This window comes from Streptomyces sp. NPDC058045 (assembly GCF_042885635.1).
Lineage (GTDB): Bacteria > Actinomycetota > Actinomycetes > Streptomycetales > Streptomycetaceae > Streptomyces.
This window is the reverse complement of record NZ_JBHVRR010000001.1, coordinates 121,270-140,462: the sequence shown is the minus strand read 5'-3', so window position 1 is coordinate 140,462 and position 19,193 is coordinate 121,270. Positions and strand designations below refer to the sequence as shown.

Sequence of the window (19,193 nt, the reverse complement as noted above, 5' to 3'; positions counted from 1 at the left end):
TTAGGTGAGCCTTACCTTAAACGGCCCCCGCTTGCAGGACGCAAGCGGGGGCCGCACAGCGGACGAAACCGGCTCAGACGATGCCCTCGGCGATCTCCGCCTGCTCCGCGTCGTTGCCGTACGCCTCGGACGACGGGGTGCCGTACGAGTTGCGGGCCACGTACCACCAGACGCTCGACAGGATGAGGACGGCGGCGAGGGCGATCACCGCGTAGTTCATCGAGTCGATGGTGATCGGTGAGGACTGCGGCAGGCAGAACAGCACCGTTACGAACGCCACCCACACCACCGCGATCCAGCCCACCGGACGGGACCAACGGCCAAGGTGCCAGGGCCCCTTCTGGAAGCGGTCCCCGGCCCGCAGCCGCAGGAACACCGGGATCGCGTACGCCGGGGTGATGCCGATGACGTTGATCGCGGTGACCGCGCCGTACGCGGTCGCCGAGTACAGCGAGGGCAGCGCCAGTACGCAGGCCACCCCCACCGACAGCCACACCGCGGGCACCGGGGTCTGGGTGCGGCTGCTGACCCGGCGCCACAGCGAGGACCCCGGCAGCGCGTTGTCCCGGCTGAACGCGAACACCATCCGGCTGGCCGCGGCCACCTCCGCGTTGCCGCAGAAGAGTTGGGCCACGATCACCACCAGCAGCAGCGCGGTGGCGCCGCCGCTGCCCAGCGCGTCCAGCAGGATCTGCGCCGGGGGCACCCCGGTGGCGCTGTTCACGGTGCCCGCGTAGTCCTGGATGGCGAAGGTCAGACCGGCCAGCAGGACGAAACCGGCGAGCCAGGACACCCAGATGGCGCGGACGATGCCCTTGGCGGCGCTGACCGAGGCGTTGGAGGTCTCCTCGGAGAGGTGCGCGGAGGCGTCGTAGCCGCAGAAGGTGTACTGCGCCAGCAGCAGGCCGATCGCCGCCACATAGAACGGGTTGTGCCAGCCGGTGTCGTTGACGAACTCGGTGAAGACGAACTTCGGGGGCTGGTGGTGGTCCGGCACGATGGCCAGCACCGCGACGATCAGCGCCACACCCGCCAAGTGCCACCACACACTCACCGAGTTGAGCACGCTGACCAGCCGCACCCCGAAGAGGTTGAGCACCGCGTGCACCAGCAGGATGGCTATGAAGATCAGCATGGTGGACCCGGGAGTCGGGTCGAATCCCCACTGGAGGTTGAGGAAGGCCCCGGTGAACAGCGCGCAGCCGTAGTCGATACCGGCGATCGCGCCCAGCAGGCCCAGCAGGTTCAGCCAGCCCGTGTACCAGCCCCAGCGCCGGCCGCCCAGCCGGTCCGCCATGTAGTAGAGCGCACCCGAGGTCGGATAGGCGCTGGTCACCTCGGCCAGCGCCATCCCCACGAACAGCACGAACAGCCCGACCCCGGCCCAGCCCCACATCATCACCGCGGGTCCGCCGGTGCCCAGCCCGAAGCCGTACAGGGTCATACAGCCGGAGAGGATGGAGATGACGGAGAAGCTGATGGCGAAGTTGCCGAAGCCGTTCATACGTCGGGCGAGGACCGGCTTGTAGCCCAGCTCGCGCAGCCGCTGCTCCTCGTCGTGCTGCGGCGCACTGCTGTCTGTGCCGGTCCATTTACTCGGGGACACGCTGAGACCTCCGGTCTGGGTGGAACTAAACGGTGGTGAAGGGGGGTGGCGGTGCGGGGCGGTGCTCAGCCGCCGCGCGCGGAACGCTCGGCGGCATCACAGCGCGCCCGCGCCTGTACGAAGAGGTCGAGCGCCGCCGTACCGGGGGACTCGTCCGCCAGGGCCGGCGCCACCCGGTGGGTCCACGGCACGGCAACGTAGTACGGGTCGAGGGCGCTGAACACCCTTGCGCCCGCGGTGAATTGGTGCGACCCCCATAGGGCGTGCGCCAGATGGCTCAGGTCCAGCAGCGAGGCCTCGGCGGGCGGCGTGTACCCGAACCACCGCTCCAGGGCGACGGTCGCCTCCCGGGTGGCGTCCTCCGCCACCCAGTGCAGATCGAGGGCCGCGTCCCGGCCGTCCTGCCGGCGGTAGCGCTCCACCCGCACATACAGCGGCAGCAGATGCAGCGACGACCCCAGGGTGGCCGAAGACGCCGCCCACTGGGTGAAGTTGATGGCCTCGGAGAGCCGCCCGCCGTTCCGCCGGCCGAACATGAACTGCAGCATCCGGTGGTAGGCCTCGCGGTTCTGCGGATCGCGCTTGTCGGCCTCCGCGAGCAGACCCCAGGGGCCGGGCGGCAGCATCGGCTCCGGCGGCGCCACCCGGTGCTCGTCCCACTCCTGTGCCTCGTCCAGCCGGGCCAGCGCCAGCAGGCACACCCACGGCACCGGGTCGTCCGGCGCGGCGAACGCGGCCTGCCGGCACGCCTCCCAGGCCCTCAACCACGGTTCGCGCAGGCGCTGATGGCCCTCGCGGTGCGCGCGTAAGGCGCGTTCCACCTCGACCCGGGCGTGCATCACGGCCGCCACCGGGTTGTTCGGTTCATCGGTGCGCCAGGCCTGCACCAGGTCGCTGCCGGCCGCGGCGGCCGCCAGTACCTGGGTGCGCTGGGTCCACTGCCGGCCGCCCGCTGAGGCGTTGAGCAGATCGCGCATGGCCAGCCAGCGGCCGGCCCGCAGATCCTGCAACGCCCCGCGCAGGGCGGCGTCATGGCCCGCGGGATGGTAGGTGGGGCGGGTGCGCTTGGGAGCGCGGGCCATCAGTCGCCGGCCTCGGCGGAGCAGGGCGGAACATAGGAGACAGGCAAAATGTTGCTCCGCGGGGAGATTAGGACAATGAGCATTGGTCGGCGGCCAGTGTAGGGCTCCTGCCAGATCAGGGAAGGACTTTGCCGATCTTACGCAACGCATAACCACGCAAGGTGAGTTGATGACCTGGCGGAATGCCGGACTTGGTACCGGGGGAGGGTTTTCAGAACGCCCGGGGATGTGGTGGTGTGACCGATCCGGGCGACGGCGTCCGGGTGCGCGCCCCGCATATGCCGATATCCCTCCGGGTGGCGGTATCCGGCCGCGCTGGCCGAAACCGCTCCGAACGCCGCGCCCGCTCCCGTGCCCGCCTCCGTCCGTGGGTCGCCACCCCCGCCCGCGGTGCCGGCTCGGCATAGCACGTGCAGGCCCCGGGCCGGGGGACTTCCCACCTCGGGGCCGCCCGCCGCTCGGCAAAGTGCTAGAAAAGAGGACATGGAGGGCTCGGCTCGGCGATCGGGAGGGCTGCGGTCCTGGCTGAGCACCAGCAGCGTGGCCGGCCAGGTGCTGCTCGTGCAGATCGTCGTGGCGGTGCTGCTGGTCGCCGCCGGGGTGATCGCGCTCCAGCTCCAGGTGCAGGGCGGGGAGCAGAGTTCCGCCCGCAGCCGCTCCCTGGCCGCGGCCGCCGCCTTCGCCACCGCACCCAGTACCGCCCAGGCCCTCACCTCGGCCCACCCCGGGGCCCGGCTCCAGCCGCAGACCGGTCCCGCCACCCGCCGCGCCCATGTCGACTTCATCGCCGTCGCCGCCCCGAACGGGATCCGCCTCGCGGACACCGACCCCACGCTGATCGGCGACTACATGCCGGGCACCGAGCGGGCCGTCGCCCACGGCGACTACACCGACACCTTCCGCGGACCCCCGAGCACCGCGGCCCGCGCCGTCGTCCCCGTCACCGACGGGCACGGCAAGGTGGTCGGCGTGGTCGCGGCCGGGGTGCGGATCGAGCATGTCAGCGCCTGGAGCCAGCGGCGGCTGCCCGTCGTCCTCGGGGCCGGGGGGATCGCCCTGCTGCTGGCCGGCACCAGCGCCGTCCTGGTCAGCAGACGCCTGCGCCGCCAGACCCACGGCATCGGCCCCGCCGAGATGACCCGCATGTACGAGCACCACGACGCGGTGCTGCACTCGGTGCGTGAAGGCGTGCTGATCATCGCGGGCGACGGGCGGCTCCAGCTCGCCAACGACGAGGCGCGCCGCCTGCTCGCCCTCCCTGCCGACGCCGAGGGACGCCACCTCGGCGAACTGGGCCTGGACACCGGTATCGCGGACCTGCTGACCTCCGACCGCACCGTCACCGACGAGGTGCACCCGGCGGGGGACCGGCTGCTCGCCGTGAGCACCCGGCGCACCCCGCCCGGCCGCGGCGCCGCCCCCGGCACCGCCGCCACCCTCCGCGACACCACCGAACTGCGGAAGCTGTCCGGCATCGCCGAACTGGCCCGGGACCGGCTGGCGGTGCTGTACGACGCGGGCGTCCGGCTCGGCAGCACCCTGGACGTGGTGCAGGCCGCGGAGGAACTGGCCGAGGCCACCGCGGGCCGCTTCGCCGACGTCACCACCGTCGAACTGCTGGAACCGGTCCTGGAGGGCGAGGAACCGGGCGGTACCCCGGCGGTGATGCGGCGGGTGGCGCTGGCCGCGGCGGGCGACGGCGGCGCGGGCGCGCGGGAGGCGGCGGCCCGGCCGGTCGGCACACCGGTCGCGCTCGCCGAGGCCGGTGATCCGGCGGCCGCCGCGCTCCACTCCGGCCACGCCGTCCTCGTCACCGCCGGCCCCGGCCCCGCCGGAGCCGGCTCGATGATCGCGGTACCGCTCCAGGCGCGCGGTGCGGTGCTGGGCCTGGTCACCTTCCGGCGCGGGCCCGGCAGCACCCCGTACGAGGAGGACGACCGGTCGTTCGCGGACGAGCTGGCCGCGCGGGCCGCCGTCGCCGTGGACAACGCCCGCCGCTACACCCGTGAGCACAACCTCTCCGAGACCCTGCAACGCAGCCTGCTGCCGCACGGCTTCCCGGAGCTGGACGCGGTCAAGGCGGCCTACCGCTATCTGCCCGCCCAGGCCGGGGTGGGCGGCGACTGGTTCGACCTGATCCCGCTGCCCGGGGCGCGGGTGGCGCTGGTGATCGGCGATGTCGTCGGGCACGGGCTGCACGCCGCCGCCACCATGGGCCGCCTGCGCACCGCCGTCCACAACTTCGCCCGCCTCGACATCCCGCCCGACGAGGTCCTCTGGCACCTCGACGAACTGGTGAAGGCACTGGACGAGCAGGACGCGGTACGCCGGGAGCCGGGCGCGGAAGGCGCCGACGGGGTGCCCGCGGAGGGCGGGATCACCGGCGCCACCTGCCTGTACGCGATCTACGACCCGGCGAACGGGCAGTGCACCATGGCGCGCGCCGGGCACTTCGCGCCCGCCCTGCTGTCACCCGACGGCACCGTCCACTTCCCCGAGGTCCCCACCTCCCCGCCGCTGGGCCTCGCCACCCTGCCCTGCGAGACCGCCACCGTCACCGTGCCGGAGGGCAGCCGGCTGGTGCTCTTCACCGACGGACTCGTCGAGCGCCGCGACCGGGACATCGACACCGGCCTCGACCTCCTCGCCGAAGTCCTCGCCGCCCACACCGACCGCACCCCGGACGGCCTCTGCCGGGCCGTGGTCGAGCGGCTGCTGCCCGAGCACCGGCACGACGACATCGCCCTGCTCATCGCCCGCACCCGACTGCTCCCGCCGTCCCGCGTCGCCGAGTGGGACGTGCCCTCGGAACCGGCCGCGGTCGCCCCGGTACGCGCCGCCTGCGTACGGCAGGTCACCGCCTGGGGCCTGGACGAGGCCGCGTTCACCACCGAGCTGATGCTGAGCGAGCTGATCACCAACGCCATCCGCTACGGCACCCAGCCCGTGCACGTCCGGCTGCTCCTCGGCCGCACCACTCTGACCTGCGAGGTGTCCGACGGCAGCAACACCTCACCGCATCTGCGGCGCGCCGCCCTGGGCGACGAGGGCGGCCGGGGCCTCTTCCTGGTGGCGCAGCTCGCGGAACGCTGGGGCACCCGCTACACCACGCACGGCAAGGTGATCTGGACCGAGCAGCCCCGCACCGGACCGCCCGGCACCACCTGGCCCGGCTTCGACCTGTCCGACCTCCCCGAAGTCTGAACCGCCGCCCCGGTGTGGGGAGGTGGACGTACGGCAGAACCCGGCGCCCGGGAGTGCTTCGGCGGCGTACGCTGGCCGCCGACCGCGGGCGCCGCGCCGAACCGCCCTGCCGGGCAACGGCTTTCATCTGTCGTCGCCGCGGTCACGGCTTGGCCGGGCTCGTACGGAGTGCAGGTGGACAGTGAGCGGGGGAAACGCGCGGTGGTAGACGGGCCGGGGTCCGGGGCGGAGGAGGCGGCCGGTGCGGGTCGGAAGATCGGCGGACGGTACCGGCTGATCCGCCGCCTCGGCGCGGGCGGCATGGGCCGCGTCTGGTACGCCCACGACGAGGAGCTGTCCTGCGAGGTCTCCATGAAGGAGATCGCGGTGCCCGGACAGGGCGAGGCCCGCCCCTCGCCGGAACTGGTGGCGCGGGCCCGCAGCGAGGCACGCAACGCGGCCCGGCTGCGGGCGCATCCGAACGTGGTCACCGTGCACGATGTCATCGAGGACGACGGACTGCCGTGGATCGTCATGGAGTTCGTGCCGGACGTGGTCGACCTCCAGGAACTCATCGACCGCTCCGGCCCGTTGACCGTCGAGCGCACCGCCCGCGTCGGACTCGCCGTCCTGGACGCGCTCAGCACCGGGCACCGCATCGGCATCCTGCACCGCGATGTGAAACCGGCCAACATCCTGCTGGCACCGGACATTTCAGGCGACCCGTACGGCCGGGTCCTGCTCACCGACTACGGCATCGCCCTGCGCCCCGGCTCCCGCGATCCGCGGCTGACGCCGGTGGCCGGGGTCATCGGCACCCCCGGGTTCCTGGCGCCGGAACGCATCCACGGGGACCCGCCGACACCGGCCGCCGACCTGTTCTCCATGGGCGCCACCCTGTACACGGCGGTGGAGGGCCGCGGCCCGTTCGAGCCGGGCGAGGACGGTGCGGCGCGGGTGTCGATGGTGCTGGACGCTCCCGTACCGCCGCGGCGAGCAGGGGAGTTGGGCCCGGTCCTGCTGGGGCTGCTGGAGAAGGACCCGATGCGCCGCGCCGCCCCGGAGACGGTCCGCGACAGCCTGCGGGAACTGCTGGCCCAGGACGGCCCGGCGCCCAACCCCGCCCCGACCGGCGGCTCCGCGGCCACCCCCGACACCCAGGGGGAAGCCCCGCCCCCGCCCGCCGAGCCACCCACGACACCCCCTTCGGCCACCCCCGACAGCGCGCCGGAGGGCGACCCCCGGCGCCGGTGGCGGCTGGTGGCGGCCGCGGTGGCGGCGGTGGCCGTACTGGCCGGTGCCGTGGTGTGGGCGGTGACCGCCTTCGGCGGCGGCGGGCACCACCACGACGACGCCAAGAAGCCCACCCCCGCCCACTCCTCGCCCGTCGGTTCCGCACCGGCCCGCACCTCCCAGCCGTACGGCGAGCAGGTCGGGCTCGATGCCGAACTCCGGCCCGGGGATTGCCTGTCGGCGGTCTGGTCCGGCAAGAAACTGCACAGCACACCGCGGCTCTCCCTGCTGAACTGCGACAAGGAGTGGCCCGACGCCCAGGTCGTCACCGTGCTGGAAGCCCGCTCCCTGGACGCCGCCCGCAAGGACTCCAAGTCCCGCTGCGCCACCGAACTCGACGGCCTGGTACGCGGACTCGCCGACCTCACCCCCTACGCCCTGGTCCCCACCGAGGCGGGCTGGACCTCCAAGACCCAGCGGTACGCCTGTGTCGCGTTCGCCAAGAGCGACAACGGGGTCTCCGGCCCCCTCGGCCGCTTCCGCGACACCGGCGACACCGTCTACCCCGGGAACACCTCGATCGACGACTGCTTCGACGTCTCCGAGGACAAGGACAAGAAGGGCACCTACTCCTGGATCCTGGCCGACTGCGACAAGTCCCACGCCCACCAGGTCATCGGCTTCGTCTCGGTCCCCGAGGACATGTCCTTCCGGAAGGCCTCCGACAACGAGTACAAGCTCTGCGCGCAGAAGTACGCGGCGGCCTGGGAGCACGGCGGGCACGAGCTGTACGGCTGGACCAACAAGAGCGCCTTCGGCGACGGCTACCACTTCGTGACCTGCACCGTGAGCGACGCGGACACCAAGCTGCCGCCGGGCAGAATCAGCGCGGGACACTAGGCCGTGTCGTTGGGATCTCCGTGGCGTCGCGTCCCCTGGCACGCTCCCCCAGCTACCCCCGCAGGGTGACCCGATGACCGTGCAGGTGACCGTGTGGGACGACCGCGAGCGGGCCGGCCGAGGCCCGGCCCCCGCCCTCTTCGTCCACAACATCTTCACCTGGGGCAGCGACCCCGCGTACGGCTTCGCCGGGCAGCGGCCCCTCGCGGACAGCCGGCGGCTCCTGCTGATGGACCGCCGGGGTTACGGCGACAGCCCCGACACCGCGCGCAGCGACTTCGACGTCGACGCGGACGACGTGGTGGGCGTGCTCGGCGACGGGGCGTGTGCCGAGACGCCCGGCGGCGCGCACCTCGTGGGGCACGGGAACGGTGCCGTCGCCGCGCTCATCGCTGCCGCCCGCCGACCCGACCTGGTCCGCTCCCTCGCCCTCATCCAGCCCTCCGCCTTCACCGCCGCCGCACACCATCCCGTCGTCGCCGCCCTCCTCGACCGGGTCCGCGACGGTGCGCCCGGCATCCCGGACGGTGTGACGCCGGAGCGGTATCTGCGGGCGTCCACCGAGGGGTTGGGGATGGCCATGCCCGAGCCGACGCCGCGCCGGCTCCGTGCCGTCGCCACCTCCATGGGCGAGCGGCCCGTCTGGGAGGCGGACATTCCGCTGGACCCGATCCGGGCCGCCGCCCTGCCGGTCCTGGTGATCTGCGGAACCTGGGAGCGCGCACCGGCCGCCTACCGCGAGCATGTGGGGCTTCCCCTCATGGCCGTGGCCGAGTCCCTCACGGACTCCCTCGGCGGCCGCCTCCTACGGGTGCCCGGCTACTACCCGCACACCCAGGAACCCGCCACCGTCAACGCGGCCCTGCGGGAGTTCTGGGGCTGACCGGTCGCGGCCCGGGCCGCTAAGCCGTCTCGAACACGGTGTCCGCGATGTGTTCCGCGATCGCCAGGGAGGAAGTCGCCGCGGGGGAGGGCGCGTTGCGGACCGCGGTGACCGCGCCCGCCCGGTGGATGGCGAAGTCGTCCACCAGCGAACCGTCCCGGGCCAGCGCCTGCGCCCGCACCCCGGTCCGGCCGCGCACCACGTCCCCGGCACCGATCTCCGGCACATACGCCTGCGCGGCCTTCATATAGGCGCGCACCGAGAGCGTGCCGCGGATCTCCCGCAGGCCGGTGCGCCAGTGCCGCCGGGCCAGCCGCCACGCACCCGGGAAGGCGGCGATCCGGGCCACCTCCCGCAGATCCACGTCCGCCGGCCGGTACCCCTCCCGGGCCAGGGCGAGCACCGCGTTGGGCCCCACCTCCACACTGCCGTCGACCCGGCGGGTGAAGTGCACCCCCAGGAACGGGTAACGCGGGTCGGGCACCGGGTAGATCAGCCCGCGCACCAGGGGCGCCCGCTCCGGGGACACCGTCATGTACTCGCCGCGGAAGGGCACGATCCTGGGCTCGTCGCCGTCCTCCGCGAGCCGCGCCACCCGGTCGCTGTGCAGACCGGCGCAGAGCACCAGCCGGTCCACGGTCAACTCCCGCTCACCGGAGGCCACCCGCACCCGGCCGCCGCCGAGCCGGGTCACCGCCGTGACGGGGAAACCGAGCCGCACCTCGCCGCCCGCGTCCTCGATGTCCGCCGCGAACGACCGGGCGATCGCCGGGAAGTCGGTGATCGCGGTGTGCGGCGAGTGGAGCGCGGCCACCCCCGCGGCATATGGCTCGACCTCCCCGACGGCGCCCCCGTCCAGACGGCGCACCCCGGGCACCCCGTTCGCCCGCGCGTTCTCCAGGAGCCGTTCCAGCCTTGGCAGTTCACCCCTGTCGACCGCGACCACCAGCTTCCCGCACTCCTGGTACGGCAGCCCGCGGTCCTGGCAGTAGGTGCGGAGCATCGCCCTGCCGCGGGTGCAGAGCCGGGCCTTGAGGCTGTGCGGCGGGTAGTACACCCCGGCGTGCACCACACCGGAGTTGCGCGCCGACTGGTGGGCGGCGACGCGCTGTTCCTTCTCCAGCACCACCACCCGGGTCCCGGGCCGGCGCAGCGCGATCTCCCGCCCGGTGGCCAGCCCCACGATCCCGCCGCCCACGATGCCGATCGTCTCGTCGGCCATGGGTGTCCTCCTCGACGGGGTGCGCGGGTACGGCGCGCGGTGCGCGGCCCGGTGCGTCACGTTACCGTGCATACCGAGCGGGGCCGGGCCCGCGTGCCCAACGGGCCTTGCGGGGCGGGGAGTTGGGCCGGTACGGGTGGGGCGGGGCGCACCGGGAGGCAGGGGAACGGACTTGACCACGTCGCCGCCGTCGTGGACGCCCGCCCCCGCCGTGGAGGACCATACGGAGCGCCTGGAGAGAGCAGCGCTCTCCGACCGCCGCCCTGCCCGGACACCCACCGGACACTCACACAGAGGAGCTTGTGGATGACCCGCCGATCCATCGGCATCATCATGAACGGCGTCACCGGACGGATGGGCCGCAACCAGCACCTGGTCCGCTCGATCCTCGCCATCCGCGAACAGGGCGGAGTCACCCTGCCGGACGGGACCTCGGTCTGGCCCGAGCCGATCCTCGTGGGCCGCGACCGCACCAAGGTCCGCGCCCTGGCCGAGCGCCATGGACTGCGCCGTTGGACCACCGACCTGGACGAGGCGCTGGCCGACCCGGCGAGCGAGATCTACTTCGACGCGCAGCTCACCCGCGCCCGCGAGCAGGCCGTCAGAGCGGCGATCGCGGCGGGCAAGCACATCTACACCGAGAAGCCCACCGCCGAATCCGCCGACACCGCACGGGAGTTGGCCCGCCTCGCCCATGCGGCGGGCGTCCGGAACGGAGTGGTGCAGGACAAGCTGTTCCTACCGGGCCTGATCAAGCTCAAGCGCCTGGTCGACTGCGGCTTCTTCGGCCAAATCCTGTCGGTACGCGGCGAGTTCGGCTACTGGGTCTTCGAGGGCGACTGGCAGCCCGGCCAGCGCCCCTCGTGGAACTACCGCGCCGAGGACGGCGGCGGCATCGTCCTGGACATGTTCCCGCACTGGCACTATGTGCTGGAGCGGACCCTCGGCGTCCCGGTCCGCTCGGTCTACGCCCACACCGCCACCCATATCCCCGAGCGCCACGACGAGCAGGGCCGCCCCTACACCGCCACCGCCGACGACGCCGCCTACGGCATCTTCGAACTCGAAGGCGGCATCCCCGCCCAGATCAACTCCTCCTGGGCGGCCCGGGTGCACCGCGACGAACTCGTGGAGTTCCAGATCGACGGCACCGAGGGCAGCGCGGTCGCCGGTCTGCGCGACTGCCGTATCCAGCACCGTGCCGCCACGCCCAAACCCGTGTGGAATCCGGACCTCCCGGCAGGCGAGGCGTTCCGCTCCCAGTGGCAGAGCGTCCCCGACAACACGGAGTTCGACAACGGGTTCAAGGTGCAGTGGGAGCAGTTCCTGACCCATGTCGTCACCGGTGCCCCCTTCCCGTACGACCTGCTCGCGGGGGCCCGAGGGGTGCAGCTCGCCGAACTCGCCCTGGTCTCCGCACGTGAAGGCCGCCGGATGGAGATCCCCGAACTCACCCTCTGACCACCCCCGACCCGGTGAGGTATCCGCCCATGAGGGACATCCTGCTGCCGCTGCCCGACGGCCCCCGCCGCTACCGGCCGCCCGCCCCACCGGACCTGTGCCGCACCGCCCCGCCCGCGTCCAGCCGTACCGCTTTCGCCGCCGCCCATGTCGTCGCCGACCCCGCGGCCGCTCAACTGCCGGGCGCGTCCGCCGTGTTGGACTGGGACGCCACCCTCGCCTTCCGCCGGCATCTGTGGTCGCTGGGCCTGGGGGTCGCCGACGCCATGGACACCGCGCAGCGCGGGATGGGCCTGGACTGGGCCGGTGCACGGGAGTTGATCACCCGCTCCGGTGCCGAGGCCCGCGCCACCGGCGGACGGCTCGCCTGCGGCGCCGGAACCGACCAGCTCACCACCGCCGAACCGTCCCTCGCGGACGTACTGCTCGCCTACGAGGAGCAGATCGAGGTGGTGGAGGCGGCCGGGGCGCAGGTCGTCCTGATGGCCAGCCGGGCACTGGCGAAAGCCGCCGACGGGCCGGAGGACTACGCCCGGATCTACGGGAGGCTGCTCGCGCAGACCCGGCGGCCGGTGATCCTGCACTGGCTCGGCACCGCCTTCGATCCGGCACTTGAGGGCTACTGGGGGTCGACCGACCTGGACCGGGCCGCCGCCACCGTACTGCGGATCACCGAGGAGAACGCCGCCCAGGTCGACGGGATCAAGATCTCGCTGCTGGACGCCGACCGGGAGACCGCCCTGCGCCGGGCACTGCCGGAGGGGGTGCGGATGTACACCGGGGACGACTTCCACTACCCGGGACTGATCCTCGGTGACGAGCAGGGCTTCAGCGATGCGCTGCTCGGTGTGTTCGACCCGATCGCCGCCCATGCCGCCACCGCACTCCAAGCCCTCGACCGCGGCGACACCACCGCCTACCGGACGGTCCTGGAACCGACGCTGCCGCTGGCCCGCCACCTCTTCGCCGCACCCACCCGGCACTACAAGACCGGAGTGGTCTTCCTCGCCCATCTCGCAGGCCACCAAGGGGAGTTCACCATGGTCGGCGGTGAGCAGCACAGCCGCGGCGTCCGGCATCTGGCCGAGCTGTTCCGGCTGGCGGGCGACGCGGGCGCGTTCCCCGACCCGGACCTCGCGACGGCACGGATGGGCGCCTTCCTGACCACGAAGGGATACGACACATGACCGCCCCAGGGCTGGAACGCCTCTCTCTCAACACCGCCACCACCAAGCGGTGGACGCTGCCCGAAGCGGTGGCCGGCTGTGTCGAGGCGGGCATCGGCGGTATCGGCCTCTGGCGCGACCGGGTCGCGGAGACCGGCGTCCGCAGAGCGGCCCGGCTGGTACGCGACGCGGGTCTGACCGTCACCACACTCTGCCGCGGCGGATTCCTCACCGCCACCGGACCACGGGAGCGCGCCGCCGCCCTGGCCGACAACCGCCGCGCCATCGAGGAGGCCGCCGAACTCGGCACCGGCACCCTGGTCCTGGTGGTCGGCGGCCTCCCCGAGGGCAGCCGGGACCTGCCCGGCGCCCGTACCGCCGTCCAGGACGCGATCGCCGAACTCGCCCCGTACGCCGCCGAGTTGGGAGTGCGGCTGGCGGTCGAGCCGCTGCATCCGATGTTCTGCGCGGACCGGGCGGTCGTCTCCACCCTCGGGCAGGCGCTCGATCTGGCGGAGGGTTTCCCGGTGGAGCAGGTCGGTGTGGTGGTCGACAGCTACCACGTGTGGTGGGACCCGCAGTTGGCGGAGCAGATCGCCAGGGCGGGCGAGCGGATCGCCGCCTACCAGGTCTGCGACTGGGTCACCCCGCTGCCCGCCGACACCCTCCTCGGACGCGGGCATGTCGGTGACGGGCATATCGATGTCCGCGCCCTCACCGAGGCGGTGGACACCGCCGGATACACCGGCTGGATCGAGGTCGAGATCTTCAACCAGGCCATCTGGGACACCCCCGGCGCCCGCACCCTGCGCACCGTGGTGGAACGCCATCTCGCCCATGTCGCCCCGCGCTGAAGGGAGTTCACCGCCGCCGTCACCCCGCCGCCCCCGGTATCCGTTCCAGCACTCCGCCCGCGAACACGTCGTACAGCGGCAGGGTCTCCAGATGGACATAGCCGATATGGCAGTCGCACACGGCGTTGGGGCAGGCGCGCGGGCGGAGCTGGGTGCGGTAGCTGCCGTCGTAGAGGTTGCCGAGGGGAGCGGGTACGAAGTGGCAGCGGCGGACGGTGCCTTCGCCGTCGACCGAGAGGACCGACTCACCGGTACGGCAGGGCAGTCCCGCGCTGCGGTGCGGATGGCGGCTGTACGGGAACAGCGGGTCGAGGGCCGTCCACCGCTCTGCCTCCACGTCGGTGTACGTGCGGCCCTCCGCGGCGTTGACCCAGAGGTAGACCTCGGCGGGCAGCTCGGCGCGCAGCCGGCGGGCCTGGTCCAGATGCTCGGGCAGCCCCACCACCCCGACGCTGTACCGCACCCCCCGCCCCGCCAGCTCCCGGCACTTCGCCAGGAAGCGGCCATACGGTGTCTGGCCGGGGTGGAAGGTGCACCACAGGGCGAGGGTGTCCAGGTCGGCGGCGTCCAGCCAGTCCGTACGGCAGCTCAGATTGGTCTGGATCGCCACCCGCCGGATGTGCGGCAGCAGGCTCAACTCGGTCAGGGCGCGGCGGTACCACGACCGCACCAGGCCCTCGCCCCACGGGGTGAAGAGGATCGACAGCCGGTCCTCCCGCTGCGCCCCGGCCCAGCCGGTGAAACGCTCAAGTGCCGTGCGGTCGGCGGTCAGTTGGGCCCGGCTGTCGCGGCGCTTGGCGAACGGGCAGTACGGGCAGTCGTAGTCGCAGGAGGCCAGCGGGCCGCGGTAGAGCAGCGTCAGATCCATGGCGGCCCTGTCACTTCGTCTCATAGGCGGCCATCCGGGCGCGCACCTCGGCGGAGAACAACTCCGGGCCGACCGCGTCGGAATGGGCCAGGCCCTCGGGGGAGAGCCGCAGCAGCCCGGGGCCCGCGCCGGTGTCCAGCCAGCCGCGCGCCTCGAACCGGTCCAGCTCCGCCGGGAAGTCCGCCAACGGCGTGGTGCCGAACCGGACTTGGTAGTCGTCCGTGCTCATCCCCTCGGCCTGGAGCAGCGATTGCAGCAGATGGCGGCGGCGGGACTCCTCGGGCGTCATCCACCAGCCGAAGTCGGCACGGCGGAACTCCTCGGTGCTCCGGGCGGTGTACTCGTCCACGAGCCGGCGTATGCGGTGCATGTCCACCGCGTAGTCGAAGGAGTAGTGCAGCCGTGAGGTGTACGAGCGGGCGCCGCAGCCGAGGCCGACCATGCCGTCGGTCTGGCAGGTGTAGTCCTCCCCGCCGGTGTCGGGCGCGCCGCCGCGGCGGAACATCCGCATCGACACCTGCCGGTACCCGTGCGCCAGCAGATGGTCCCGGCCCTGGCGGTACAGCCGCAGGCGCTGCGCGTCCCACTGCGCCTCCGCGCCGTCCGGGCCGGGACGGCGGCCGAGACCGGTGAGCGGCCGGACATAGAGCGGGTACAGGTACAGCTCCTCGGGCTGCCAGGCGAGGGCGGCGTCCAGGGACTGCCGCCAGGTCCGCTCGGTCTGGCCCTCGATGCCGTAGATCAGGTCGATGTTGAGCACGGGCAGGGCCGCTTCGCGGATCCGGGTCAGCGCGGCCTCGACATCGGCGCGGCGCTGGGGGCGTACCGCCGCTCGGGCCTCGCTGTCCACGAAGCTCTGCACACCCAGGCTGAGCCGGGTGGCGCCGCGCTCGGCCAGTACGGCGAGCCGGTCGGCGGTGGCCGTGGCGGGGGAGGCCTCCACGGAGAGCGGAATCGTCCGCAGATCGGCGCCGAGGCCCCGCTCGGCGAGATCGCACAGCCGCTCCAACTCGGCCGCGGTGAGAAACGTCGGGGTGCCGCCGCCGAAGGCCGCACCCGCGAACCGCGCCCCCTCGCCCAGCGCCTCCCGCACCGCCTCCGCCTGCCGCTCCAGCGCGTCCAGATAGGCTCCGGTCAGCCCCTCCGGCGCCCCGATGCGGGTGAACAGATTGCAGAACCCGCAGCGCACCTCGCAGAACGGGATGTGGAAGTACAGCGAGAGCGCGTCCCGGGCCTCCCCGTCCCACAGCTCCCGCACCGCCGCCTGCTCCGCTGCGAGCGGCCGGTACGCGGTCTTGTGCGGATAGGCGTAGACGTACTGCTGGTAGGGGCGGACGGTGGCCGGGGCCGCCGCACCGCCGGTGGCTGTGGTGTCGGTGGTGGTCATCGGGCCTCGCCGGGAAGGGAGTTGGGGGAGTCGAGGGAGCCAAGGGAGCTGTCGAGAGTGAACTGGGCGTAGGGGACGGTCCAGACGGCCTCGTGGCCGATGCGGTGGCCGTGGTAGCCGTCGTCGCCGTAGGCGGTGCCGTGGTCGGAGCAGACGATGGTGAAGCAGGGGCGGCGGGCGGCCGCGGCGGTGAACAGCCTGCCGATGTGCCGGTCCACATAGGCGAGCGCCGCGGCGTGGGTGGCGCGCGTATCGCCCTCCTCGCGGGTGGCGCCGGGCAGATGGAACCAGTTGGGCTGGTGCAGGGCCGAGACATTGACGAAGAGGAACAGGCGCTGCTCGGCCGGGAGTTCGCCCGCGATCTGCTCGGCGCACGCCACCTGCGACTCGAAGGACGTGGGCGAGGCCACCCCGAACTCGGGCCGCCAGTGGCTCTCCTGGAACATCCCGGGCAGCACCGAGCCCAGCGCCGCCTGCCGGTTGAAGAAGCCGACACCGCCGATGCACACCGTGCGGTACCCGGCGGCGGCCAGGCCCGAGACCAGATCGGGGGTGTCGTAGACGAAGGTGCCCTCGGCGGTGGTCTCGCTGCCGGCGAAGCGGGCGGCGAACAGCCTCGGGTGCGGCCCCGGTTCGGCGGGTGTCGGCAGGAAGCCGGCGAACATCGCCTGGTGGGAGGCGTAGGTGAAGCTGCCCGGGGCGTGCCGCCGCTCCCAGCCGCCGGCGGGCAGATGCCGGGCCAGATTCGGGGTACGGCCCGCTGCCGCCGACTCCTGCGCCACGTCGTAGCGGAGGGTGTCCAGGGTGACTAGGAGCAGATCATGGCTGCCCACGATGTCGTTCATGTCGAAGGGGGGCGTCATGGTGGCGCTGCTCCTGGTGATACCGGTGGGGTGCCGCGTCGGGGGCGGGTGGCGCGGGCGGTGGTGGCGGCGACCTGGGCCGCGTAGGTGTCCAGGCCTTCGGCGCCGCTGCCGGGCAGGCCGGTCAGCCCGGGGAGCAGGTCACCGAAGGCGTTCACCTCGCCGACGGCGAAGCGGCGCCAGCGGAGGCCCGGCAGGATGTCCACCCCGACGCAGAGAGTGCCGGGGAAGCAGGCCGCCGCGCCCTCGGCCGTGTCCAGTACCTCGGTGAAGTCACCGCCCGCGGCCTCGATCGCCCGGCGTACCGAGCCGAGGTCGCCGCGGCGGCCGCCCAGGTGCAGATTGGTCATCGGGTGGCGGCTGGTGCGCACCACGGCATGGGTGGCGCGCCCGGCGACCACCACCACCCGCAGGTCGGCGGCCCGGCCGTCGAGGGAGGACTTGGGCACCCACCGCTCGACCTGGAGCCCGTCCGGGGCGAGCGCGTCGACCAGGGCGGCGATCTCGGTCTCCGCGGTGTACCGCCGCACCCGCAGGGAGTTGAACAGCCGGCCGCCGGGCCCCCTCTCCACGGAGGTGGTGGCCTGCACCCGGCCGGGACCGGCGAGGGTGAGCGCCAGCACCCCGGAGGCCGAGGAGCCGTGGGCCGGTTTGACGAAGGCCCGGGTGATACCGGCGGCCGCCAACTCCGCCTTGAGCCGGTCCCAGCCGTCGACCGGGCCGGGCAGCGCGGCGGGCACCGGGACCCGGGCGGCGGCGAGCCGGGCATGGCAGCGCCGCTTGTCGAACATCACCGCGATCTCCTCCGGATCGGCGCAGGCCGACGAGCCCGCCCGCCGCGCGGACTCCGCCACCTCGCGGACGGCGGCGGTGAAGCGGCGGTGCCAGCGGGCGGTGCCCTCGACCCGGGTGGGGTCCTCGACGTCCCGCAGCAGCCGGTCCACCTCCGCGTTCTCCCCGGGGGAGTCGATCCGGACCAGCTCGCCCGGCTCGAACTCGTAGTCCCCGCACAGCACTTGGCGCCAGGGCAGGACGCGGGGAGCGGGGTGGCCGGCGGCGCGGGCGGCGGCGGTGAACATCGCGGTGCGCCGGTTCTCCGGATTGCCCACCAGGGCGAACCGGACCGGCCCGCCCTCGGTGGGCACCGGACCGGAGCGGTCCACGACGGTCACGGCCGTCCCCCTCCGCTGCGCATCGCCTATTCCCCGACGGCGGTGTAGCGGTAGACCGTGCCGTCCCCGTCCTCCCAGGAGTCGCCGGGCTCGGACAGGTCGACCTGGACCCCGGCCGGCTCCAGCGCCCGCCGCACCCGCTTGACCACCTCGTCGGTGAGGTAGTGGTGGCGCAGGTCGAGCTTCTTCAGGTGGGTGAGCGGGCGGCCGGCGAGCAGGGCGTTCGCTCCCTCGTCGGTGAGCATTCCGAGGGAGAGGTCCAGGGTGTGGAGCTGGTCGACCACCGGGGAGGCGGCCACCGCGGCGGCGATCCCGTCCTGGAACTCGCTGTTGCGCAGGCCGAGATGGCGGAGCGCGGGGTGGTGTCCGGGGGTCAGGATCGGTTCCAGATCGCCGACTTCGGCGGTGGCGCCGTAGTCCTCCTGACCGAACCAGAGCTCCAGGTGCTCCAGGGCGGGGAACTCGCTGGCGGCGACGGCACGTACCACCTCGCCGGGCAGGCCGCCGGACTCGATGACCAGGCGCCGCAGATGCTCCAGCCTGCCCCCGGAGAAGCTCAGCTTGGTGCCGCCGCGGACGCCGAACTCCACCAGCAGCGGGAAGGCTTCGAGGAGCGGGGTGATGTCGGACTGCTCGATCCAGGAGATCTCCGCCTCCTCCATCTCCAGATCGCCGAGGAACAGGCCGCGCAGTCCGGTCAGTCGGTCCCGGTGGTCGGTCAGGAGCTGTACGACCATGCCGGAGTCGTGCTCGTAGACCTCGCCCCAGGGGCCGATGATCAGCGCGCGCACCTCGCCCAGGTCGACCGCGGCGGCGAAGCGGTCCCACAGGGCCTCGAAGGTCTCCTCGTGGTTGTCCCCGTAGGGGTCGACGCCCAGCCGCCAGGCCACGGTGCCGGCCGCGGGCAGTTCCTGCCGCACGTCGGGCTCGGGGAAGGTGAAGGCCGGGAGGCCGTGCAGCTCCTGCACGTGAACAACGGACATCGGTGGGGCTCCTGGAAGGGGTGCGACGAGGACGCTTCGGTGTGCGGGCAGGGCGGGACCGCACCTGCACCGGTGTGACTGCCGCGGCACGGCGGCCGCATGAGGACTGTTCTACCAAGCCGCACTGACAACGGCCCCCGGGAGCCCGGGACATGGGCCGATCACCAGGACAAAGGGCCCATCGTGGCCGGGTCCGGCGCGAGGAGGCACCGGCCGAACGCCCGTCGGGGCACGCGGCCCCCCGGGGCCGGGGGCCCCCCGGGGGTGGGGAGGCCGGCGGCCCGCGGCCCCGCGGCCGGCCCCCCCCGCGCGGGGGGGGGGTATTATAAG

The 19,193-nt window shown here is 73.2% G+C and carries 14 protein-coding genes; 6 read left to right on the top strand and 8 right to left on the bottom strand.

Going from position 1 to position 19,193, the window contains the following annotated elements; translation table 11 throughout:
• Window positions 1-73: 73 nt before the first annotated feature.
• Window positions 74-1,606, bottom strand: coding sequence for an amino acid permease (locus ACFVST_RS00660; RefSeq protein ID WP_390145396.1), 1,533 nt, complete (start codon window positions 1,604-1,606; stop codon window positions 74-76).
• 65 nt (window positions 1,607-1,671) lie between these two features.
• A complete protein-coding gene (locus ACFVST_RS00655) occupies window positions 1,672-2,688 on the bottom strand; it encodes a hypothetical protein (protein ID WP_390145394.1) in 1,017 nt (338 codons plus the stop codon).
• 483 nt (window positions 2,689-3,171) lie between these two features.
• Between ACFVST_RS00655 and ACFVST_RS00650 the strand changes: the two genes are divergently transcribed.
• From ACFVST_RS00650 to ACFVST_RS00640, 3 genes are all read left to right on the top strand, one after another.
• Window positions 3,172-5,892, top strand: coding sequence for a SpoIIE family protein phosphatase (locus ACFVST_RS00650; RefSeq protein ID WP_390145392.1), 2,721 nt, complete (start codon window positions 3,172-3,174; stop codon window positions 5,890-5,892).
• 174 nt (window positions 5,893-6,066) lie between these two features.
• Window positions 6,067-8,004 carry a serine/threonine-protein kinase gene (locus tag ACFVST_RS00645; RefSeq protein WP_390145390.1) on the top strand — a complete coding sequence of 646 codons (1,938 nt, stop codon included), beginning with the start codon at window positions 6,067-6,069 and terminating at the stop codon, window positions 8,002-8,004.
• Window positions 8,005-8,077: 73 nt separating this feature from the next.
• Window positions 8,078-8,887, top strand: a complete 810-nt coding sequence (locus tag ACFVST_RS00640) for an alpha/beta fold hydrolase (RefSeq protein WP_390145388.1) — start codon at window positions 8,078-8,080, stop codon at window positions 8,885-8,887.
• A 19-nt stretch (window positions 8,888-8,906) separates the two neighbouring features.
• Here ACFVST_RS00640 and lhgO read toward each other — a convergent pair whose 3' ends face one another.
• Window positions 8,907-10,109 carry an L-2-hydroxyglutarate oxidase gene (gene lhgO / locus ACFVST_RS00635; RefSeq protein WP_390145386.1) on the bottom strand — a complete coding sequence of 401 codons (1,203 nt, stop codon included), beginning with the start codon at window positions 10,107-10,109 and terminating at the stop codon, window positions 8,907-8,909.
• Between the two features lie 306 nt (window positions 10,110-10,415).
• Between lhgO and ACFVST_RS00630 the strand changes: the two genes are divergently transcribed.
• From ACFVST_RS00630 to ACFVST_RS00620, 3 genes are read left to right on the top strand one after another with little or no spacing between them, the layout of a single operon-like run.
• Complete coding sequence (locus tag ACFVST_RS00630; protein ID WP_390145384.1) at window positions 10,416-11,570, top strand: Gfo/Idh/MocA family protein; 1,155 nt, start codon at window positions 10,416-10,418, stop codon at window positions 11,568-11,570.
• Between the two features lie 29 nt (window positions 11,571-11,599).
• Window positions 11,600-12,757: a dihydrodipicolinate synthase family protein gene (locus ACFVST_RS00625; RefSeq protein WP_390145382.1), complete on the top strand. Its 1,158-nt coding sequence runs from the start codon at window positions 11,600-11,602 to the stop codon at window positions 12,755-12,757.
• On the top strand, window positions 12,754-13,590 hold the full coding sequence (locus ACFVST_RS00620; RefSeq protein ID WP_390145380.1) for a sugar phosphate isomerase/epimerase family protein: 837 nt from the start codon (window positions 12,754-12,756) through the stop codon (window positions 13,588-13,590). The genes ACFVST_RS00625 and ACFVST_RS00620 overlap by 4 nt, the downstream gene beginning before the upstream one ends.
• Window positions 13,591-13,609: 19 nt before the next feature.
• Here the strand turns inward: ACFVST_RS00620 and ACFVST_RS00615 are convergent, their stop codons facing one another.
• From ACFVST_RS00615 to ACFVST_RS00595, 5 genes are all read right to left on the bottom strand, one after another.
• Window positions 13,610-14,458 carry an STM4011 family radical SAM protein gene (locus ACFVST_RS00615; protein WP_390145712.1) on the bottom strand — a complete coding sequence of 283 codons (849 nt, stop codon included), beginning with the start codon at window positions 14,456-14,458 and terminating at the stop codon, window positions 13,610-13,612.
• 10 nt (window positions 14,459-14,468) lie between these two features.
• Entirely contained in the window at window positions 14,469-15,845 is a 1,377-nt protein-coding gene (locus tag ACFVST_RS00610; protein ID WP_390145378.1) for an STM4012 family radical SAM protein, read from the bottom strand.
• Window positions 15,842-16,690: an STM4013/SEN3800 family hydrolase gene (locus ACFVST_RS00605; RefSeq protein ID WP_390145710.1), complete on the bottom strand. Its 849-nt coding sequence runs from the start codon at window positions 16,688-16,690 to the stop codon at window positions 15,842-15,844. Before ACFVST_RS00605 ends, ACFVST_RS00610 begins: the two co-directional genes overlap by 4 nt.
• Before the next feature lie 14 nt (window positions 16,691-16,704).
• Window positions 16,705-17,787 (bottom strand): STM4014 family protein, encoded by a 1,083-nt coding sequence (locus tag ACFVST_RS00600; RefSeq protein WP_390145708.1) that lies wholly within the window; start codon window positions 17,785-17,787, stop codon window positions 16,705-16,707.
• Window positions 17,788-17,906: 119 nt separating this feature from the next.
• The gene (locus tag ACFVST_RS00595; protein ID WP_390145376.1) at window positions 17,907-18,863 is read right to left on the bottom strand and encodes an STM4015 family protein; all 957 of its coding nucleotides are present in this window, start codon (window positions 18,861-18,863) and stop codon (window positions 17,907-17,909) included.
• Window positions 18,864-19,193 lie beyond the last annotated feature (330 nt).

Excerpts from the sequence above, each read along its gene's own strand:
- ACFVST_RS00655 (WP_390145394.1), bottom strand. The coding sequence starts at position 2,688 with ATGGCCCGCGCTCCCAAGCGCACCCGCCCCACCTACCATCCCGCGGGC.
- ACFVST_RS00650 (WP_390145392.1), top strand. The coding sequence starts at position 3,172 with ATGGAGGGCTCGGCTCGGCGATCGGGAGGGCTGCGGTCCTGGCTGAGC.
- ACFVST_RS00640 (WP_390145388.1), top strand. The coding sequence starts at position 8,078 with ATGACCGTGCAGGTGACCGTGTGGGACGACCGCGAGCGGGCCGGCCGA.
- lhgO (WP_390145386.1), bottom strand. The coding sequence starts at position 10,109 with ATGGCCGACGAGACGATCGGCATCGTGGGCGGCGGGATCGTGGGGCTG.
- ACFVST_RS00630 (WP_390145384.1), top strand. The coding sequence starts at position 10,416 with ATGACCCGCCGATCCATCGGCATCATCATGAACGGCGTCACCGGACGG.
- ACFVST_RS00625 (WP_390145382.1), top strand. The coding sequence starts at position 11,600 with ATGAGGGACATCCTGCTGCCGCTGCCCGACGGCCCCCGCCGCTACCGG.
- ACFVST_RS00620 (WP_390145380.1), top strand. The coding sequence starts at position 12,754 with ATGACCGCCCCAGGGCTGGAACGCCTCTCTCTCAACACCGCCACCACC.
- ACFVST_RS00615 (WP_390145712.1), bottom strand. The coding sequence starts at position 14,458 with ATGGATCTGACGCTGCTCTACCGCGGCCCGCTGGCCTCCTGCGACTAC.
- ACFVST_RS00610 (WP_390145378.1), bottom strand. The coding sequence starts at position 15,845 with ATGACCACCACCGACACCACAGCCACCGGCGGTGCGGCGGCCCCGGCC.
- ACFVST_RS00605 (WP_390145710.1), bottom strand. The coding sequence starts at position 16,690 with ATGAACGACATCGTGGGCAGCCATGATCTGCTCCTAGTCACCCTGGAC.
- ACFVST_RS00600 (WP_390145708.1), bottom strand. The coding sequence starts at position 17,787 with ATGTTCACCGCCGCCGCCCGCGCCGCCGGCCACCCCGCTCCCCGCGTC.
- ACFVST_RS00595 (WP_390145376.1), bottom strand. The coding sequence starts at position 18,863 with ATGTCCGTTGTTCACGTGCAGGAGCTGCACGGCCTCCCGGCCTTCACC.